Genomic DNA, 18,519 nt, shown 5'->3' on the forward strand with positions numbered 1-18,519 from the left:
GCGTTTTTTTCTTTTTATGATATAATTAAACTCATGAACAAATACTCTTATCGCTATAAAATAAAAAACGATGGAACCATCGCCTTATATCGCATCTATTCCAACGTTCCATATATTCAAATTCCAAAAGTGATCGATGGCAGAATCGTTTCAGAATTAGCAGACCACTGTTTCTCTACACGAAACAATCATTTAGAAGATACATTGATTTGCAATTCAGACGAAAACCTCTATGAATTAAATAAAGAGAATATTGAATATATCGATATTCCTGATACAGTCACAAAACTTGGTTCCTTTTGTTTCTATAACTGTAAAAAGCTAAAAGAAATTCATCTTTCCAATAAACTGAAACAAATTGGGTCGGATATGTTTCTCAATTGTCATGAACTTAGCACAATTTATATTCATGCAAGTATCAACGAACCAACCATGCTTAAACAGATCTTGACGCAAATATCCTGGGATATTGATATTTGTTTTAATGACGCTACTTTATTTTATCCTGAATATTATGAAATCTATGACGAAATTGGACCGGCACACATATTCAGTTTAAATATATCCGGAGAAGGCTTTCGTTTACGCCAATGTTTTAAAGATGGTCTTGTCTCTTTAGAAGAATATGATGCGACATTTCCCAAACTTTGCGTAGAGGAAAACAAAGATACACTTGCTCATTTTGTGATGCATCGCCTCAAAAAAAATCCATCTTTTTATCAGGATTACATCATTCAAAATCAAACATATATTTGCGAATATATCTTAAAATTCAAATCAATGGACAATCAAGAAAAACTCGATAAAATAGAGTTTATGCTGCTGCAAGGATGGTTAGAATCAACCATTTTGGATGATCTAATCACTTTTTCTACGAATACCAATCAAGTAGAAATCACTACGACCTTGATTACGTGGAAGAAAAAGTATTTCACAAAAAAACAAAAATATGACTTTGAGGACTTCTAAATGAAAAAACATATACAAACCCAGCAGGAATGGGAAATTCAAATGGCTACGCAAATCTTGGAATTTGTTCAAAATGAACTCTTCATTGATATGCCTTATATGTCCATTGCTCTAAACGCACTTACTTTAGTAAACGATGAGCAAATTGAAACAATGGCAACCGATGGAAGAAACCTATTCTATTCAGCTTCCAAGATGATCCACTTGTTTAAAAACAATCAAAAATACATCGATCGAGCTTATCTTCACTCTCTATTTCACTGCATGTTTTCACACCTCTGGATTCGTCAGAATAAAGAACAAAATCACTGGAATTTAGCCTGTGATATTGCGGTAGAATATACGATCGACCATTTAAACAAACCATGCACTAAGCGAATCCTAAGTTTGATTCGTAAAGAAACATACGAAAAACTGGAAAAAGATGTTCAATACATCAGTGCCCCTGCGATTTATTCCTGGTTGTTTGGACAAGATAATATTCATGAATTGGTTTATGAATTCTTCACTGATGATCATCGCTATTGGCCACAAAAAGAAGACAGTCAAGCTAATATGTCCAATAATTCCTTACAGGATTCCTGGCAGAAAATTGCTCGTCAAACTATGCTTGATCAAATAAAAAAAGGCAAAGATAACAAAGAAGAAGGTTCTTCATTGATGGCAAGACAGATCCAAGCCTCAAAGACAAAGCGAAGCTATAAAGACTTTTTAAAGAAGTTCACAATTTCTAGAGAAGAACTTCATGCCAATCCAGATGAATTTGACCTCACCTATTATACATATGGGCTTCATCTTTATAAAAATATGCCATTAATTGAAGAAACCGAAACCAAAGAAGTACATAAGATCAGTGAGCTTGTTATCGTGATCGATACCAGCTATTCTACAAATGGAGAACTCGTAAAAAACTTTTTAAAGGAAACATACACGCTCTTATCTGAAAGCGATAGTTTCTTTAGAAAAACTTATATACGCATCTTACAATGCGATGATGCCGTTCGCAAAGAGGATGTGATCCACAGTCAAAATGAAATGGAAGTATTACTAAATCAATTTACTTTGGTGGGTGGTGGAAACACTGACTTCCGAAGAGCTTTTCAATATGTCGATCAATTAATAGAGGAAAAGAAAATCAATCATTTAAGCGGGTTGATCTATTTCACAGACGGAAAAGGTATCTACCCAAAGAAGCGCCCATCTTACAAAAGTGCCTTTATCTTTTTAGATGATTATGATCCAACAACAATTCCACCATGGGCCATTACATTACGATTAGATCCATTAGATTTTAAAGGAGCAGGACAATGAATATACAACAAGCAAAAGAAGAAATCAAAAACACCGTCAAAGCGTATCTGACAAAGAATGCTTATGGTGAATACCAAATCACAAACATCAATCAAAGACCATTATTATTAATTGGTCCTCCTGGTATAGGAAAAACCCAGATCATGGCACAGATTGCCAAGGAATGTAAAATCGGCTTAGTATCTTATACCATTACACACCACACTCGCCAAAGTGCTGTTGGCCTACCTTACATCAAAGAAGAAGAATTTGAAGGAAAAACTTATTCCATTACAGAATATACAATGAGCGAAATCATCGCCAGCATCTATCAAAAAATGAAAGAGACTGGATTAAAAGAAGGAATCTTATTCATAGATGAAATAAATTGTGTTTCTGAAACACTTGCTCCAACTATGTTACAGTTCCTTCAAAATAAAACTTTTGGCAATCAAAAAGTACCTGAAGGGTGGATCATCGTCGCAGCGGGAAACCCACCTGAATACAATAAGTCTGTTCGTGAATTTGATATGGTCACACTTGATCGTGTGCGTTATATCAATGTAGAAGCGAACTATCACATTTGGAAAGAATATGCCCTTTCAAAACATCTTCATCCTATGATCCTGGGCTATCTAGAATTAAAGCCAAGCCAGTTCTATCGTATCGAAACCAGCATTGATGGCATGGAATTTGTAACAGCCCGCGGATGGGAAGATCTCTCTCATTTAATTACGCTCTATGAAAAATTAAATCTGGATATCAACAAAGAAACCATCTATCAATACCTTCATCATGAAGAAGTAGCCGAAGATGTAGAAGCTTATTATCTGTTATATAAAAAATATCAGGATAATTATGGAATCATGGATATCTTAGATGGAAAAGTCAACACCAAAACATATCAAAGACTCGCTATGGCTGACTTTGATGAAAGAGTCTCTGTTGTCAATCTACTTCTTGATGGCTTATTCAAATTGTTCGATCAATATATTTTGGAAAAATACTATACAGATACCTGGTATGCATTCTTAAAGGAATATCGAAACAACATAGATACCATTTCCTATCAAGATTTATTAAATCAAAAGCTAGTGTTATTTGAACAAAACAAAAAAGCCGATATTTTGACAAAAGATCAGCTTCACCATCAAAGATATTTGCTTGAACAACTATCTAAAGTAAACATCCCAACAGAACTTTCAAGTTTAGAGGCTTTCAATATTGCCAAAGAACCTTTTGATAGACAAAGAGAAATTTTAGAAACAGCCGAAACCAAGGCACTCAATTCCATCAACCATGCCCTTCAATTTATGGAAGATGCCTTCTCAAAAGGACAAGAGATGGTTATCTTCATCACCAACCTTTCCCTATCTTCCAATGCTGCTTTATTTTTAAGTGAGCATGAAATTCCTGTATATGAAAACCATAAACAAGCTTTATTGATCGGAACAAGAAAAGCTGAGATCTTAGATGATCTGACACATTAAAAGAACGCATTGTAATTGCGTTCTTTTTTAAATTAATTCGTATTTCTTTAATAAAGTTTCTACTTCTTCAGGATGTTTACAGCCATTGTGTCCTAAGGAAATAGAAGGTTTGGTCTTTCCATGAAAATCACTTCCACATGTATACAACAAATTATATTCTTTCGCTTTTTCATAGAAATACTTGTTAACCTCTTCACTATGATAACTAGAGAAACATTCTACGCCTTGAATCCCTTCTTTGACCATCTCATCAAATAATTCAAACTTGCCTTTTAGATTATTTCCTGGATGCGCTAATACGGCAATCCCACCATGTTCATTAATGATCTGAATCGTTTCTTGTAAGGACAAGTATTGAATCTCTACATAACAAGGCTTTCCCTGTGAATAATAATCCCAATAAAAATTCACATACGGATTATCTCCACGATCTTTTCCTTCACGATATGGCTTTAACAATTTATGATTTAAATATCGTTCATCTTTCAATAAGACTTCGGCAAACATTTCTCCAGTATAAACACCGTTGGAAGAAACAGTATCCAACATATCTTTTGCCACATCAAAGCCTAACGCATTGGTCAATTCGATCTTTTTCAAGCTGGATGCTATTTCCTGATCTTCAATATCTTTTCCAATCTGATTGAATACAGGATCCAAATAATCAATTCCATACCCCAATACATGTAAATTTAAATCTTTATACGTACAATCAATTTCAATAGCTGGGATATACTTCATCCCATTTTTTTTTGCTTGTTTTATTGCTTCTGGAATCGCATTAACTGTATTATGATCAGCAATTGCCATGATTTTTACACCGGCTTCTTTACACATATCAACCAATTTAGCTGGTTCAAATTGGCCATCATCACTGTATTTGGTATGCATATGTAAATCTATATAACTACACATCTTCAAATCCTCTTTTCATGAAAAAATTATAACATGTATAAAAGCAGGAAACATCCTGCTTTTATATGTAACTTTAACTCAACAGTAAATATTCTTTTGAAGCTCTTTTGCCTCTTTCATGATCTCACGATAATATGGGTTATTCTTTGTCATCAGTCTATCGTTAAGAACAATGATCTCGGGATCCTGACTTTTGATATCTATCTTTAAACAAATATCCACAAACTTAGATTCATTAGCGAATAAATGATCTTCGTTTTCCAAAACAGTGCCGAAAATGACTCCATCTACAGAAGTAGGGAGCGAAGAAACTTCAATTGATACATCTTCTATATCCTTTAAAGCTACTTTGCGATGTGATCTCAAAAATGTGATCGAATCTTTTTGAATACTGAAATACTGCTTCAATAACAACACCTCCTTTATGAACGCTGTATTCTAGCATTTAAATACATCTATATTATTTTAATAGTTATATTTGTTTAAACACTTCTTTATTTAACCATATCCATATCTTCCATATTTTCAATAAAAATAGAAAAATTGGTTCATAATTTGGAAAATTCTGCTCTCCTTGCAGGAACAATTTAATATGTTACAATATATCTAGTGCATTAACAAAGCTTTTTGTTAGCAAGATATCGATTCATACGGATAAGATATGATTTTGAATACATTAAAAATAAATTCACTGAAGAATATAAAAATATTAAAGAGAGTGAATTTGAAAAATTAATTCCTATAACAAGCAATATGGTAACATTAGAATTATTTTATCAAAAAACAGTAATTTCCATATTTTATAATTATATTACAGAAACAAGATCACTCTTTATCACTAGATATGGTATGTATGTGGAGTATGATGATGGAGTGTAAAAAATTCCATCATCCGCTAAATTTTTTGAAAAGGCATATAAAGAGAAGTTAGAGTGTGATGTATTAGTTGAGGAACAAGTTCTTTATATAAGAGTTAATAAAGATTATAAATATGTTATTGTAACTAAAGGAAAACTAGATAATATGCCTAAAACAGAAGAAGAGAGCATGTACTGAATAGATTTGTTGTTAGAAAGATTTCATCGTTTTTATTAAAAGGTTGATAAAACATAAATTAGTATAAGATGGAGGAATTTTATGAAAAAAATATTTGTAGATGATAAGAGAAATTTGGATGAAGCTATAAAAAGTGGTTATATATGTGTTCAATCATATAAAAATTGTATAATGTTACTTTCAATATATAAAAAAGTTGAAATAATTAATTTAGATTATGATTTAGGTGGACAAGAAACAGGATTAGATATTTTGATTTATATGAAGGGAAATAATATCGAAGTTAAAGAAATATATATTCATAGTACACACCTCGAAGGGGTAAGAAAAATGGAAAAATATATTAAGGCTAATTTTAAAGATGTGAAATATTTATATTGCCCTTATAGTGAGTAATTAATGAAGTGTGTAGTGTTTTTCTAACATACAATGATGACTTATGTAACACGATAAATAGCTTAAAGTACTAATTCGTTATCATAGAAAGGATATCTATGTATATTTGGAATAAACTAAAATCTCTTGAAAAAGATAGAATTTTATACGCTTCTTTAGGAAGTGTTATTTTAGCATTTGGCTTATTTAATATTCATTCTCAATCACAAATCAGTGAAGGTGGTATTCTTGGCTTAACACTTTTATTGTATAACTGGTTTTCCATTTCACCATCAATCACCAGCGCTATTCTCAACTTAATATGTTATGGTCTAGCATGGAAAGAAATGGGTAATAAATTTATGGTATATTCTCTGATTTCTATTGTTGTCTATTCAGTATCTTATGCCATTTTTGAAACAATCGGACCACTTTTCCCATGGATTTCTAACTATCCCTTAATGTGCAGTATTCTAGGGGCCTGCTTTGTTGGTTTTGGTGTAGGTATCGCAATGCGATCAGGAGCAGCGCCTGGTGGAGATGATGCCTTGGCATTATTGATTTCACGTTACACACCTTTAAAGATTCAATGGGCATACTTATTGGCCGACCTTGTTGTATTAGTGTTATCCTTGACTTATATTCCTTTTACAAAAATTATCTATTCTTTGATTACTGTTGCCATTTCAGGCCAATTAATCGGATATCTAATGAAAAAATAATTTTAACGCAAGTACATAAAAAAATTATTCCAGTTGTACTAGATGTATTCAATTTCTACCAACCATGGCATACCTCTATTTTTGTCACAACTAAAATCATTAAAAACTGTAAAAAAAGAGATCTCAAGACAATTTTTGTCAAGAAATCTCTTTTTCATTTTAGGCTTGTGGTTTTCTTACATATGCACGAATGACACCAATTGTTGAATCCGTTTCATTTACAATTTTATATTTATTACATTTTGCAGGAACAATGAATGTTTCGGCATAGTGTACTTCAAATGGTTCAAAAGAACCATCCAAACTTTCAATACGACATTCACTTCCTTCAATCAAGTTCAACATATTGACATTTGCTTCATTATCCACTACAACTTCATCTTTGATCCAATATCTTCTAGTTTCTAGGTATTCCAATTCATGAAGACCAGTATGTTCTTCTTTTACATGCTCATCCTCTCTCACTGTATAAACTGCATTTACCAAGTTTTCTTTAACCCATGGAGTTGTACGATCCCATTGAATAACTTCTTTACCATGTTCGATATGAACTGGTCTAGGAAGTCCATCAAGACCAACACGTGCCCAATCCCAAAGTTTAAATGTGAAACAATATGGAGTGGCACTGATTTCAAGTACCATTGCATCTTTACCTGAACAATGGCAAGTTCCTGCAGGAATCAAGAAATGATCATGTTTTTTAGCTGGGAATTTATTGATGTATTTTTCTGCATCAAAAATAATTTCCCCTCTATTTGCACTTCTTAGATCTTCGATCATCTGATTAGAATCAATACCTTCTTTTAATCCTAGATAAACACTTGCACCTTCTTTAGCATCCAAGATGTAGTAACTTTCATCCTGTGTATAAGCCATACCGAACTGACGGTGAATGTATTCTGTTAATGGATGCACCTGTAAAGAAAGATTTTGTCCACCAATCGTATCTAAGAAGTCAAAACGGATCGGGAATTCTGCACCAAATCTTGCGAATACGTCTTTTCCTAACAATTCTTTTGGCTGATACAACACAAGGTCCATCGCAGGAATTTCAATTGTTGCGTTTTCAAAATCAAGATATAAAGAATTTTCTTCTGGTACACCATCAAATGACCAAGCGTAGTTATCCTGATCTTTATCCAAGTTGCAGACTTCTTTCATCCATTGTCCACCCCATACACCTGGATCAAAATATGGTACCGTTCTAAATGGTTGTGATGCGATTTGTCTTAGACCGTCACGAACGCCTTCACCAGGAACCATTTTTACATCTTCATCATTATTTGTATCAATAAAATAATCAACATCTTCAAAACATGTCATCTTATGTTTATCCGCAACACGCCATTCAATAAAGAATCCACGTTTGATCTTTCTTAAAGAGTCTTCATCATAGTTTGTGCAGTTATAATTAGGAAGGCCTTTACGATAACGTAATGTGATTTCCCAACGAGCCATATCTAAGTAAACCAAAACATCATGTTCAGCCACCAAAGAAGCGCCAAAACCATAAACAACAACCGAGCCCTGAGCTTCTTTGACTTCTTTTTTTGCTGCTTCCAAGCGTTCTAGATCGATGAAATCAATAACATTTCCATAGTACATTCTTCCAAAAATTCTATCATCTGTAATATGGTATTGAAGTTGTTCGTTCAATGTCTTTTCATCTTTGAAGATCTTACGCATATCAATGACTAAAGTTGGTTCTAATTTCTTAATTTGTTCCAACACTAGATCATCACTAACTCCAGGGTAAGCTTCCATAACCAATACTTTTTTACCCTGCATTTTTTCTTTTAATACATCGAAGATCGCATCATATCCTCGAACAGCTGTGTTTTCATACCCCTTGATCTTTGTTGCAGGAAAACGATCATAATTACTCATTTGTTCTTCTCTCCTTTACTATGATATCTTTACCTTCACAATATACACGATACGTAAATCCAGAATGCTCGATTCTTGCATAATCATGTCCTGCATCAGCTGGCCAGCAGGCAACAACTTTTAAATATGTATCGCCTGTATTGATCAAACGATGAGCCCAATCGGATCGAATGTGATGTAGTGAACCTTCATACATCTTTTCACACCAGCATTTACCCTCTTCATCCATTAACATCAACAGACCTGTTCCTTTTGAGCACCAATAGTATTCTTCACAGTCCATGTTTTCGTGAAAATGTCCTCTAGTCATGTTGCATTCTCCATTTACTTTTACAGGATGCATAACAGTCAATCCCCAATTCAATTTACCTGGTTCTGACTGAGATGAAACGCTATAGACTTCATACATTACGGTATCGTCATGTAAGGACTCATCTACACTTTCATAGAGGTCTTTAGCATCTTTGTAGAGCTTTGTGGAAACTGTTACCTCTTTTCCACAGGGTTCCTTATCCCAATCATGTATAAGGGATGGTTCAATGATCTTCATAACATTTCCTCCTGTGTTATAATGTTATAACATTTGTTCCACGCTAATCATACTAAATGATTTTCAAAAATACAAGTAATTATTTAAGTTTTTCAATTCCAATAAGATATGGAGAATGATCCTGGTTCAATTGCGTTCTTTTTTCAATATAAAAAGCGTGAGAATCCAATTTTTTTAAATACATTTCTATCGCTTTTGATTCTTCTCTTCCTTCTTCATGAGGATAGATCACAAGTGCCATTCTCCCTTTTTTCTTCAATAGATACAAAGCTTTTTCAATAGCTTCAAGGCTGGTTTTAGGATTTGTCTTAACTTGTGAATCAAAGCCAGGGCAATAGCCAAAGTTAAAGATAATCGCATCCACTTCTTCTTTTACATAGGCATCCATGTTTTGATGCCCATCGAAAACAGGAACAAAATGGCTGTCTTTTATATTTGAAACAGTTTGTTCAAATACTACTTGTTGAATTTCAAAACCATAAACTTTTCGAACGTTATTTTTCAAAAAGAAATCCGTATCTTTTCCCCAGCCTAAAGTTGCATCAATACAGATAGCACCTTTATGAAGAACATCCTTTAAGAAATCATGCGATTGATCGACGATTGATTTCATGTCTTCTTAGCTCCTTTTTATATAACATATAATCTTTTTCCAAGTAACAAACGAAAATCACATCAATGGCCTTGGCATCCGGATATTGTGACATTAATTTCTTCACTGTAGAAATCGCAATTTTACAAGCCTCTTCATTTGGATATCCATAAATCCCTGTCGAAATACAAGGAAACGCCAGCGTCAAACACACCATTTCATGCATACGCATATAGTTATAAGCCAATGACAAGGAATTCCAGTAACAAGCACTTAAAAATTCTGCTTCATTATGCTTGCCATCCTTATAAATAGGTCCCACTGTATGAATAATTGCCTTACAAGGAAGTGCATAGGCATCCGTAATGACAGCCTGTCCAGTTTGACAATGACCGATCTTTTGACATTCCTCTTCTAATTCTTTTCCAGCTTTGGAAAAGATAGCGCCACATACACCACCACCTGGCAATAAACGCGAATTTGCAGCATTCACGATAATATCAAAATCAAGTCCTGTAATATCCGCCTTTAATGTTGAGATCATTCTTCATCTTCCTTTCCATCTGTCCATTTATTGACTCTAGCCGCAATTTTTTGAGCAGAAATCGAAACTTGATGAAATTGTTCCACAAGACTCTCTAAAGATTTCTCTGCCTTTCTACTTCTTGTGACTAATCTTTCCATATCATCTTTTAATAAAATAATATTTCGTTCAATATCCTGGATATTGCTTGCACGATAAAAGTCTTTCGTACTGGAAATCAAGGTATAAACGATTCCTATTAAAGTAGTTGGCGATGTCATCATTACATGCTTGCTTAAAGCATAATTTAGCGTATCAATACATTCTGAACATATAAATTGATATATGGCTTCACTTGGAATGAACATGATAGCCTGATCTACAGTTTGCGCATTGATATATTTATTAGCTATATCATCAATGTGTTTTTTTACATTTGCCTTAAACTGTCTTAAATATATCTCATTGTTGTCATTGACCATATTCAAATAATTTTCCATAGGAAATTTTGAATCTATACATAAAACACGTTTATCCTGAGGCATATGTAATACGGCATCTGCTATTCTTCCATTAGATAATGTATACTGCATGCTGTAAACAGAAGGGTTTTGACCGGCATAGATTTTCAACAACATATCCAATTGATATTCACCCCAGTTTCCTCGCGTTTTGGCATTGGACATGATTTGATTCATTGAACGAATATTATTCTCTACAATATCCATGGATTGTTTAGATAAAGCCTGATCTTTTCTTAATTCCTGCACCTGATTTAAAACATAATTAAAAGACTGCTTCATCTGTTTATCAAATGCTTCATTTCTTGCCGCTTCTTCCTTATTATTCATTAAGATCTGATATGTATTTTCTTCTGACTTATCCGATAATTTTTTGATCAAATAAACCAAGACCACTAGACAAATCAAAAGACAAATTATCAATACTATACTAATAAGTTCCATTCTCTCACTTCTTTCTTGTCATTCGATCGATCCAATATTTTCGATTGTTTTTTTGAGGTTCATAAAAACACTCAATGAGCGCATTATACAAAAACTCATGAATCTGGCTTCCTTTTCGATCTGTATATTGGATCACATCACTTCCATTGATCGCAAGGTCTTTGATCGATACAGGTCGAATTTTTATTTCTTTTTCATAAAACGTTTTAAAAGCTTTCCAGTTTTCAATGCTTTGGATCCCTTTTAAGGAATGCGCCATGATATCACAATACTTCAATGTCAAAAGCTGATCCATCATTTCTTCATCAAAATTTCTTTGGATCCTAAACTTAAAAATTGTTTTTAAATTTGCGTTTAAATGATCATCATGATATTCGATCAACACAGGAATTCTCTTTCTTTGTATGTTGGTCAACTTAAATTTCTTACATAATTCCAAAGATATTTTCTTGCTGATAAGAGGATGTCCATAAAAATGATCTCTTCCATCCTTGGTTGTCTTTGTTTCCGGCTTGCCAAAATCATGCATCAAAATAGCCCAAGCCAAAGTTTCATCAAAAGGTTTTAAAAATTTTAGTGCTCTTAATGTATGATGTAACACATCCGTATCATGCCATGGAGAATTTTGTTCACATTCCTTACATTGTTTTAACTGCGGTAAAATATCGATCAACAATTCTGTCATATTTTCTACTTCATAAGGATCATAGCGCATGATTTCTACTAGTTCAGAACGAATTCTCTCTATAGAGATGTAACGTAGCAAAGAAGAATTTTTCTCAATTGCCAATTTGGTATGTTCTTCAATCTCGAAGTTTAGCTTTGCCGCAAACCGATGTGCTCTTAACATTCTTAAGGCATCTTCTTTAAATCGCGTATCTGGATCATTCACACATCGAATTTTTCTCTTTTCAAGATCAATTTGTCCATGAAATGGATCGATCAGACCTCTTATATCATTATAAGCCATGGCATTGATCGTAAAATCACGTCGTGAAAGATCTTCTTCAATCGTATTCACAAAACGCACAGCTTCAGGATGACGATGATCTTTATATTCACTTTCCAAACGAAAAGTTGTTACCTCAACCGGCTCATTTGAAAGGATCGTAACCGTTCCATGTTTTAACCCAGTCAAGATGACATGATCAAATAATTGTATCGTAACTTCAGGAAAAGCATTGGTCGCAATGTCATAATCATGTGGTTCTTTTCCCAGTAAATAGTCGCGTACACACCCACCGACGACAAAAGCTTCATAGCCTGCCCTATGATATATTTCAATGATTTCTTTGACATAGCCTGGAAGCTTCATGATTTCTCACCTCTATCACGCAATATTATACCATTCTATTTAATGTTTATAAAAAGATTGGCAACCCTAAGGTTGCCATAATGTTAGTTATTCTCTTTTACATAAATCGGTTTTGTATTCGCCATTACATTTTTCGCTAAGCTTGCGCTGGCAAACATGAATTCAATTTCTTTACCATGATTGACTGAACGGCAAGCCTGCCCAATCTGTTTGAACACTTCAACATCTTCGTTTGCGGTTTCAACGATCATAAACCAATGACTTGGTTTTTCTTTATCGACTCTTTCTTTGATATATACAGAAAGAATATTTGAATCATTTTTGGCGTATTCACAAACAGCCGCTTTTAGATCATCGATATTTTCTACAGGTTCTCTCATGTAGATCTTATCGCCTTTTTTGATTTGATTTTCATGTAAAGAAGTCTTCTGCTGCTCATGAAGCTTAAATAAGAATTCATTTGTGATTGGTAAATTTGCTCCAAAAGGATCAAAAACAATACCCTTGATATCATTTTTAGCCAATTCAATAAATGGCATAAACTGTTCAAACGTTAAGACCAAAGATCGAATCTTAGGATCTGAATTCCATTTTCTCAACTCTTCCATATCGGTAAACATTGGAAAATAACAATCTTTCTGATTTGTTTCGATGATCATTAACTGAAATTTTGTGTTCGGCTCAAAGATCATTTGTCCTTTATCATTCATTGTTGGCTCTTTATCCCATGTTGCCGGTGCCAAAAATTTTGTCGTCATCAATGCCGCAAGCATTGTATTGATCGTTTCTGTTGTCTGTTTTTCTTTGATTTTTGCCAAAGCTTCTTTCATCTGTGTGTTTTTAAATTCATTTACCATAGTTCTATTCTCCACTTATTGCACACGCATTAAATGCGATACTTGGTGTAACAATTTGTTTGTACTCCCATTCTAAATCATTTGCTACTGCCTTTACATCATTCATCATTTCTAAAAAGTTTCCTGCTACTGTGATCAGCGAAACACTATGATCGCACTTCCCGTTCTTTACATAGTAACCTGAACACTGTAACGAGAAATTTGTTGTTACAAAATCAATTCCTGCATGAAGCCCTGCAAGTTCTGTAATTACCAGCCCTTCCTGCATATCCTGACAAAGTTCATCTAATGATTTATCTCCAGGTTGAATATAACAGTTCATTGGAGAAACCCCAACATTAGATGCATATCCAGATTTAAAGCCATTTCCTGTACTTTCAGCATGCATTCGAAGAGCACTTTTTGTATCGTGTAACATACTACTGAATACCCCTTTATCAACCAGAACTTTTTCTTTTGTTGGACACCCTTCATCATCATAATTGGCAATGGTCAAGGCTTCTAAATTTCTAGGATTGTCAATAATCGTAATCTTATCAGAGAAAATTTTTGTATTTTCTTTTCCTTTCAATGGTGAAATTCCTTTAAAGATCAAATCACCACTAAATAAACCAACAAAGCTTGCGAATAGACTGGTCATTGCATCTTTTTCGAAGATAACGGGATAACTGCCTGATTTTAAAGAAGTTGCGTTTAACTTAGAGAGCGCCTTGTCACATAGTTCTTTTACATAGGCGTCTACATCAAACTTTTCTAGATCATATACTACCTTTACCAAAGCATCATCTTTGATTTCATCATTCTGGCTGACCGCAACACTGCATCCAACCGCATTCATCTTGTCTTCATCATAAACCTGAACACCATAAGAATTGGTGATTTCTCGTGTTCCTGTCGCCTCTTCAAAAGACAAATAAGATACTTGAATCACTCTTGGATCATAAGCTAAACATTTCTTTTCAATCAATTCCAAGGTCTGTTTGATCTGATCCATACTTGGTTTGACAAATTCTTTTTCTTTAACAACTTCCTCTGTTTTTTCCGGCTTTCTTAAGGAATCTTTTTCTTTTGTCGTGACGGTCTTAGCTTGTTTGATCAAACTAGAGATCACTTCTTCCATCTTATTATCATCGGTATCTTCCAAAGCCATACTGGCCATGTTTCCATCTACAATTCCTCGAATCATAGTTCCCAGTACGTGACTGGAAACAAAAGTATCCATCTGACCTGAAAACCATGTAATTTCTTTTTGCGTTGATAAGGATTGATATATTTCTACACTTTCCATACCTTGTGATAAGGCATATTCGATCCATTTATTCTTATTCATTGACAGTACCTCCTACGGTAATGCTGGAAACACGAATAGCTGGCTGCCCTACATCTGTTGGAATATTTCCACTGCTGGCGCCACACATTCCCTGCGATCTTTTCAAATTATCGCTAACTTTATCAATATTCATTAATATTTCTGCACCATTTCCAATCAAAGAAGCACCTTTTACAGGATATGTGATCTTACCATCAATGATCATATACCCTTCATTGACCGCAAAGTTGAATTCTCCAGTCTGAGGATTTACACTTCCTCCACCCATCTTTTTCGCATATAGTCCTTTTTTGATTCCTTTGAACAAATCTTCAAATTTATCTTTTCCAGCTGCAATGTATGTATTAGACATACGACTTGTTGGTTCATATTTATATGATTGTCTTCTTGAGCTGCCAGTAGAAGCCATATTCATCCTTCGACCATTCAATGTATCGATCATATATGAAGTCAACTCACCATCTTTGATCAATACACGCTTTTGTTGCGGATTTCCTTCATCATCAACATTCTGTGATCCCCATGCATTTGGAATAGTTCCATCATCAATTGCTGTCACACAATCTGATGCGATTTTTGTATTTAACTTGTTTGTAAAGACACTTTGATCTTTTGATACGGCACTGGCTTCTAAAGCATGTCCGCAGGCTTCATGGAAGATAACACCTCCAAAACCATTGTCGATAACGACCGGCATCTTACCAGATGGGCAATCTTTTGCCTCTAACATAACAAGGGCAATTCTCGCAGCTTCTTTGGCAATATCCTCTGGTTGAGTTGTATCGTAGAATTCAAGACCCATGCTTGCACCTGGCCCTTCAAAACCTGACTGCATTGATTTTTCATCCTGCGCATATGCCGTAACAGGCATCCTTGTTCTTATTCTTGTATCTTGAACAAGTTTTCCGTTTGAATTTGAAATTTGAACATGCTGATTTACATTTAACATGTTAATTTGAACTTTAACGATTCGTTCATCTTCAGCTTTACACGCTTTGTGTGCTCTTTTCATCAAAGCTACTTTATCTTCTAAATTTGCCTGAATTGGATCAATTTTTACTGGATGTTTATTTTCAATCTCTTCATACGTTAATTGAACACTTCGTTTGTTTTCAACGGATCCAAATGCTTCCTTTAATTCATCAATTAAATTTGTTAAGGAAGTCATATCCAATTCATTGGTATATCCATAAACGGACTGTACATTTTTATACAAACGAACACCAATACCTGAACGCAAAACTTTATTAACATCTTCGACTTTTCCATTCAACATTGATATGGATTCATTTGTTGTTTCTTCTTCAAAGATCTCTGCGAAATCAGCTTCTGATTCCATAGCTCTCGATAATAATAGTTCCAAGCTTTCTTTACTTAACATCTTTTCACCTTCAATCTTTTTCTATTATATCAAACTTCATGTATTTTTCCTTATTAATACATCATAATTGAATATCTCTATACTAAAAAAAAGATTCTATAAATCATTCAATATTTTGGATATGAAAATAATCACAAGATCTTGCTTATTCTATTTTTTGTTTTTTCAGATAAATAAAAACCTTTCGTTTAAAATCAGTTTGACACGATTGATCTAAACGAAAGGAGTGATTGTTATCACCAATGATATTATAACGGATATCTTGAACATATCCCAATTAGATATGAAATATTCATAGTTTCTATAATATCTCTAAAACTGTTTTTTGAAGCAAGAATGGTCTATCACACCACCACTCACTCAACAACTTTCTAGAAATTCCAGTCTTATATGCCATAGTTTCTAGTAGTGCAAGTTCAAGAGCGATAATTTTCAAAATCTTTGAAACACTATGCATTGCTTAGCTATATAAAAGAATAATACTTGTTCATATAGCTATCCTCTACCGTATTTATTGATCTAAAATAGACATTAAATCTGTTAAACAAGAACAAAAAGTCTATTATGTCGTGTGATTAGGAATCATATTTCAGCCAATTAATTGTAACCCAGTTCTTTAAATAATCGATCATTTTGGCACAGTTCTCAATTTGAATAATTTATATCTGCATTTAAAAAATTTGTTAAAAGCACAAAAAAGCCCTTATCTAAAGTAGATAAAGGCAATCTTACAAAGTGGTGCCACAAGTGTCAAGTCAAATTAAAAAAAGTAGATAAATATAACCAAAATAATTACTATGATTGCTCCCAAAATATATAATTTGGATGAACTTCCTTTTTCTTTTAACTCTAAAAAATAGAAACAAATCCCATTTAGTCCTATACACATCCAAGCAAATCCTAGAAATAAACGATGATATTCTTTAAACACAAGACTGAAGACACAAAATAAAACACCTATACTAAGTATGCTTAACTGACATTTTTTCCAATCGATATTTTTCATATTATCACCTTCTTGAAACTAGAATTTAAAATCACTTTTTCTTATTCATTATTACTTTAATTAAAATTAAGATGATAACAATAATTGTGATTATAATCCCTTGCGAAATAATACTTGCGTACCATGGAGCACTCTGTATGGCATATAAATCTGGATGACTTTTAAAATCCAAAAATCTTGACACTCCACTTCCAAGAAATGCACCTATAAAACAGCCTATAAGGATATCTAAAATTTGATTTAATCTTTTCATATAGTCCATTCTCTCCATTATTATCAAGTTTACTAGTATTTTTCTTCAAATATATATTCTATTCAATTATATTATATATTTCTTTACACTATAGAGAAATATGTTTTCTTTATTTTATCCCCCCTCCCATTGTTTTTAATATAGAAAGTAAAATAAATATTCATATCCCTCTATTTAATACAATTAATAATATAAATAAAAAAAGGTGTTCCCACCTTTAATTTTTAAATTATTACTTAATGTATTGACTTTTCAATTTTTTAAAAGTGTTTTTAGAAATACCTAGTTCTAAGCAAGCCTTATTTTGACTTATTTCTTTTCTATTCCATTTTACATATACTTCTTTCCAATTAGGTGGAAATGTTGCAGGCGGTCTTCCCAAATGTTTTCCCATAGTTCGTGCTACTTGAATCCCTTCTGCTTGTCTCTGTTTAATGTTTGTCCGTTCATTCTCGGCTAAATAGAAAAATACCTCAAAAGCAACATTTATTAGTAAAAGTTTAGTTGAATCATTTTCATATTCCTCATAATTTGTACTAAGTAAATCACAATCCAATATTTTTATATTTACTTTCCGATTGAATAAATCTTTCCAGATATCCCTCATTTGTTTGTGATTTCTGCCTAATCGATCCAAAGAACATACAATTAATGTATCTCCTTGATCTAACACTCTGTTAAGTAAATCCCAATTGGGGCGATCAAAATTCTTTCCTGAAGCCTTGTCGCACATTATAAATGAATCATCAACAAAATTTTTTAACTGTATAATCTGACGATCAAGATTCTGACTTTTTGTAGAGGCTCGTGCATAAGCCCATGTTTTTGCCATTCCAAAGCCTCCTTCCACGGGTCAAAAATATATAGAACATTTTTGACTTATATCGGTCATTTATTTGACACCTTTATGACCCACTTTTCTTTATAAATTCAATGGGTTATTAAGTTATAGCTTTTTTCCCCACTATATTAATGAAAGAAAACTAACATTCAAATCTATTATTCATACTTTCTTTTTCATTTATGTTTAAAATTAAATAAAT

General features: G+C 33.3%; 19 protein-coding genes. 5 read left to right on the forward strand and 14 right to left on the reverse strand.

The window, feature by feature from the left end; all coding sequences use genetic code 11:
* The first annotated feature begins 33 nt into the window (after positions 1-33).
* Genes HMPREF0367_RS07035 through HMPREF0367_RS07045 form a run of 3 tightly spaced genes read left to right on the forward strand, consistent with a single transcriptional unit; the run spans position 34 to position 3,749 of the window.
* A complete protein-coding gene (locus HMPREF0367_RS07035; RefSeq protein WP_035402688.1) occupies positions 34-969 on the forward strand; it encodes a leucine-rich repeat domain-containing protein in 936 nt (311 codons plus the stop codon).
* On the forward strand, positions 970-2,280 hold the full coding sequence (locus HMPREF0367_RS07040; RefSeq protein WP_035402690.1) for a vWA domain-containing protein: 1,311 nt from the start codon (positions 970-972) through the stop codon (positions 2,278-2,280).
* Positions 2,277-3,749, forward strand: coding sequence for an ATP-binding protein (locus HMPREF0367_RS07045; protein ID WP_035402691.1), 1,473 nt, complete (start codon positions 2,277-2,279; stop codon positions 3,747-3,749). Before HMPREF0367_RS07040 ends, HMPREF0367_RS07045 begins: the two co-directional genes overlap by 4 nt.
* A gap of 27 nt (positions 3,750-3,776) precedes the next feature.
* Here the strand turns inward: HMPREF0367_RS07045 and HMPREF0367_RS07050 are convergent, their stop codons facing one another.
* Both HMPREF0367_RS07050 and HMPREF0367_RS07055 read right to left on the reverse strand, forming a co-directional pair.
* On the reverse strand, positions 3,777-4,664 hold the full coding sequence (locus HMPREF0367_RS07050; RefSeq protein WP_035402694.1) for a PHP domain-containing protein: 888 nt from the start codon (positions 4,662-4,664) through the stop codon (positions 3,777-3,779).
* A 78-nt stretch (positions 4,665-4,742) separates the two neighbouring features.
* Positions 4,743-5,072, reverse strand: coding sequence for a hypothetical protein (locus HMPREF0367_RS07055; protein WP_022356413.1), 330 nt, complete (start codon positions 5,070-5,072; stop codon positions 4,743-4,745).
* A 729-nt stretch (positions 5,073-5,801) separates the two neighbouring features.
* Here HMPREF0367_RS07055 and HMPREF0367_RS07060 point away from each other — a divergent pair.
* Both HMPREF0367_RS07060 and HMPREF0367_RS07065 read left to right on the forward strand, forming a co-directional pair.
* Complete coding sequence (locus HMPREF0367_RS07060; protein WP_035402696.1) at positions 5,802-6,116, forward strand: cyclic-phosphate processing receiver domain-containing protein; 315 nt, start codon at positions 5,802-5,804, stop codon at positions 6,114-6,116.
* Between the two features lie 98 nt (positions 6,117-6,214).
* Positions 6,215-6,817 (forward strand): DUF6198 family protein, encoded by a 603-nt coding sequence (locus HMPREF0367_RS07065; RefSeq protein ID WP_035402698.1) that lies wholly within the window; start codon positions 6,215-6,217, stop codon positions 6,815-6,817.
* A gap of 159 nt (positions 6,818-6,976) precedes the next feature.
* Here HMPREF0367_RS07065 and HMPREF0367_RS07070 read toward each other — a convergent pair whose 3' ends face one another.
* The 12 genes from HMPREF0367_RS07070 to HMPREF0367_RS07125 form a co-directional block, all read right to left on the reverse strand.
* The gene (locus HMPREF0367_RS07070) at positions 6,977-8,704 is read right to left on the reverse strand and encodes a class I mannose-6-phosphate isomerase (protein WP_035402701.1); all 1,728 of its coding nucleotides are present in this window, start codon (positions 8,702-8,704) and stop codon (positions 6,977-6,979) included.
* Positions 8,697-9,254, reverse strand: a complete 558-nt coding sequence (locus tag HMPREF0367_RS07075; protein ID WP_035402703.1) for a glucose-6-phosphate isomerase family protein — start codon at positions 9,252-9,254, stop codon at positions 8,697-8,699. Before HMPREF0367_RS07075 ends, HMPREF0367_RS07070 begins: the two co-directional genes overlap by 8 nt.
* A 79-nt stretch (positions 9,255-9,333) precedes the next feature.
* Positions 9,334-9,867 (reverse strand): tRNA 5-(aminomethyl)-2-thiouridylate-methyltransferase MnmM, encoded by a 534-nt coding sequence (mnmM, locus tag HMPREF0367_RS07080; RefSeq protein WP_022356416.1) that lies wholly within the window; start codon positions 9,865-9,867, stop codon positions 9,334-9,336.
* Positions 9,839-10,390: a macro domain-containing protein gene (locus tag HMPREF0367_RS07085; protein WP_035402705.1), complete on the reverse strand. Its 552-nt coding sequence runs from the start codon at positions 10,388-10,390 to the stop codon at positions 9,839-9,841. The genes mnmM and HMPREF0367_RS07085 overlap by 29 nt, the downstream gene beginning before the upstream one ends.
* Entirely contained in the window at positions 10,387-11,334 is a 948-nt protein-coding gene (locus HMPREF0367_RS07090) for a DNA recombination protein RmuC (RefSeq protein WP_035402708.1), read from the reverse strand. The genes HMPREF0367_RS07085 and HMPREF0367_RS07090 overlap by 4 nt, the downstream gene beginning before the upstream one ends.
* A gap of 4 nt (positions 11,335-11,338) precedes the next feature.
* The gene (locus HMPREF0367_RS07095; protein WP_035402711.1) at positions 11,339-12,649 is read right to left on the reverse strand and encodes a CCA tRNA nucleotidyltransferase; all 1,311 of its coding nucleotides are present in this window, start codon (positions 12,647-12,649) and stop codon (positions 11,339-11,341) included.
* Positions 12,650-12,732: 83 nt separating this feature from the next.
* Complete coding sequence (locus HMPREF0367_RS07100; protein WP_035402714.1) at positions 12,733-13,506, reverse strand: enhanced serine sensitivity protein SseB; 774 nt, start codon at positions 13,504-13,506, stop codon at positions 12,733-12,735.
* A gap of 4 nt (positions 13,507-13,510) precedes the next feature.
* Positions 13,511-14,836 carry a TldD/PmbA family protein gene (locus HMPREF0367_RS07105; RefSeq protein ID WP_035402716.1) on the reverse strand — a complete coding sequence of 442 codons (1,326 nt, stop codon included), beginning with the start codon at positions 14,834-14,836 and terminating at the stop codon, positions 13,511-13,513.
* The gene (locus HMPREF0367_RS07110) at positions 14,829-16,217 is read right to left on the reverse strand and encodes a TldD/PmbA family protein (protein ID WP_035402718.1); all 1,389 of its coding nucleotides are present in this window, start codon (positions 16,215-16,217) and stop codon (positions 14,829-14,831) included. The genes HMPREF0367_RS07105 and HMPREF0367_RS07110 overlap by 8 nt, the downstream gene beginning before the upstream one ends.
* Positions 16,218-16,977: 760 nt before the next feature.
* Positions 16,978-17,223, reverse strand: coding sequence for a hypothetical protein (locus HMPREF0367_RS07115; RefSeq protein WP_035402721.1), 246 nt, complete (start codon positions 17,221-17,223; stop codon positions 16,978-16,980).
* Between the two features lie 31 nt (positions 17,224-17,254).
* On the reverse strand, positions 17,255-17,476 hold the full coding sequence (locus HMPREF0367_RS07120; protein ID WP_035402723.1) for a hypothetical protein: 222 nt from the start codon (positions 17,474-17,476) through the stop codon (positions 17,255-17,257).
* A 232-nt stretch (positions 17,477-17,708) separates the two neighbouring features.
* Complete coding sequence (locus tag HMPREF0367_RS07125; protein ID WP_035402727.1) at positions 17,709-18,308, reverse strand: recombinase family protein; 600 nt, start codon at positions 18,306-18,308, stop codon at positions 17,709-17,711.
* Between the last annotated feature and the right edge of the window lie 211 nt (positions 18,309-18,519).

The organism is Faecalitalea cylindroides ATCC 27803 (genome assembly GCF_000469305.1).
Lineage (GTDB): Bacteria > Bacillota_I > Bacilli_A > Erysipelotrichales > Erysipelotrichaceae > Faecalitalea > Faecalitalea cylindroides.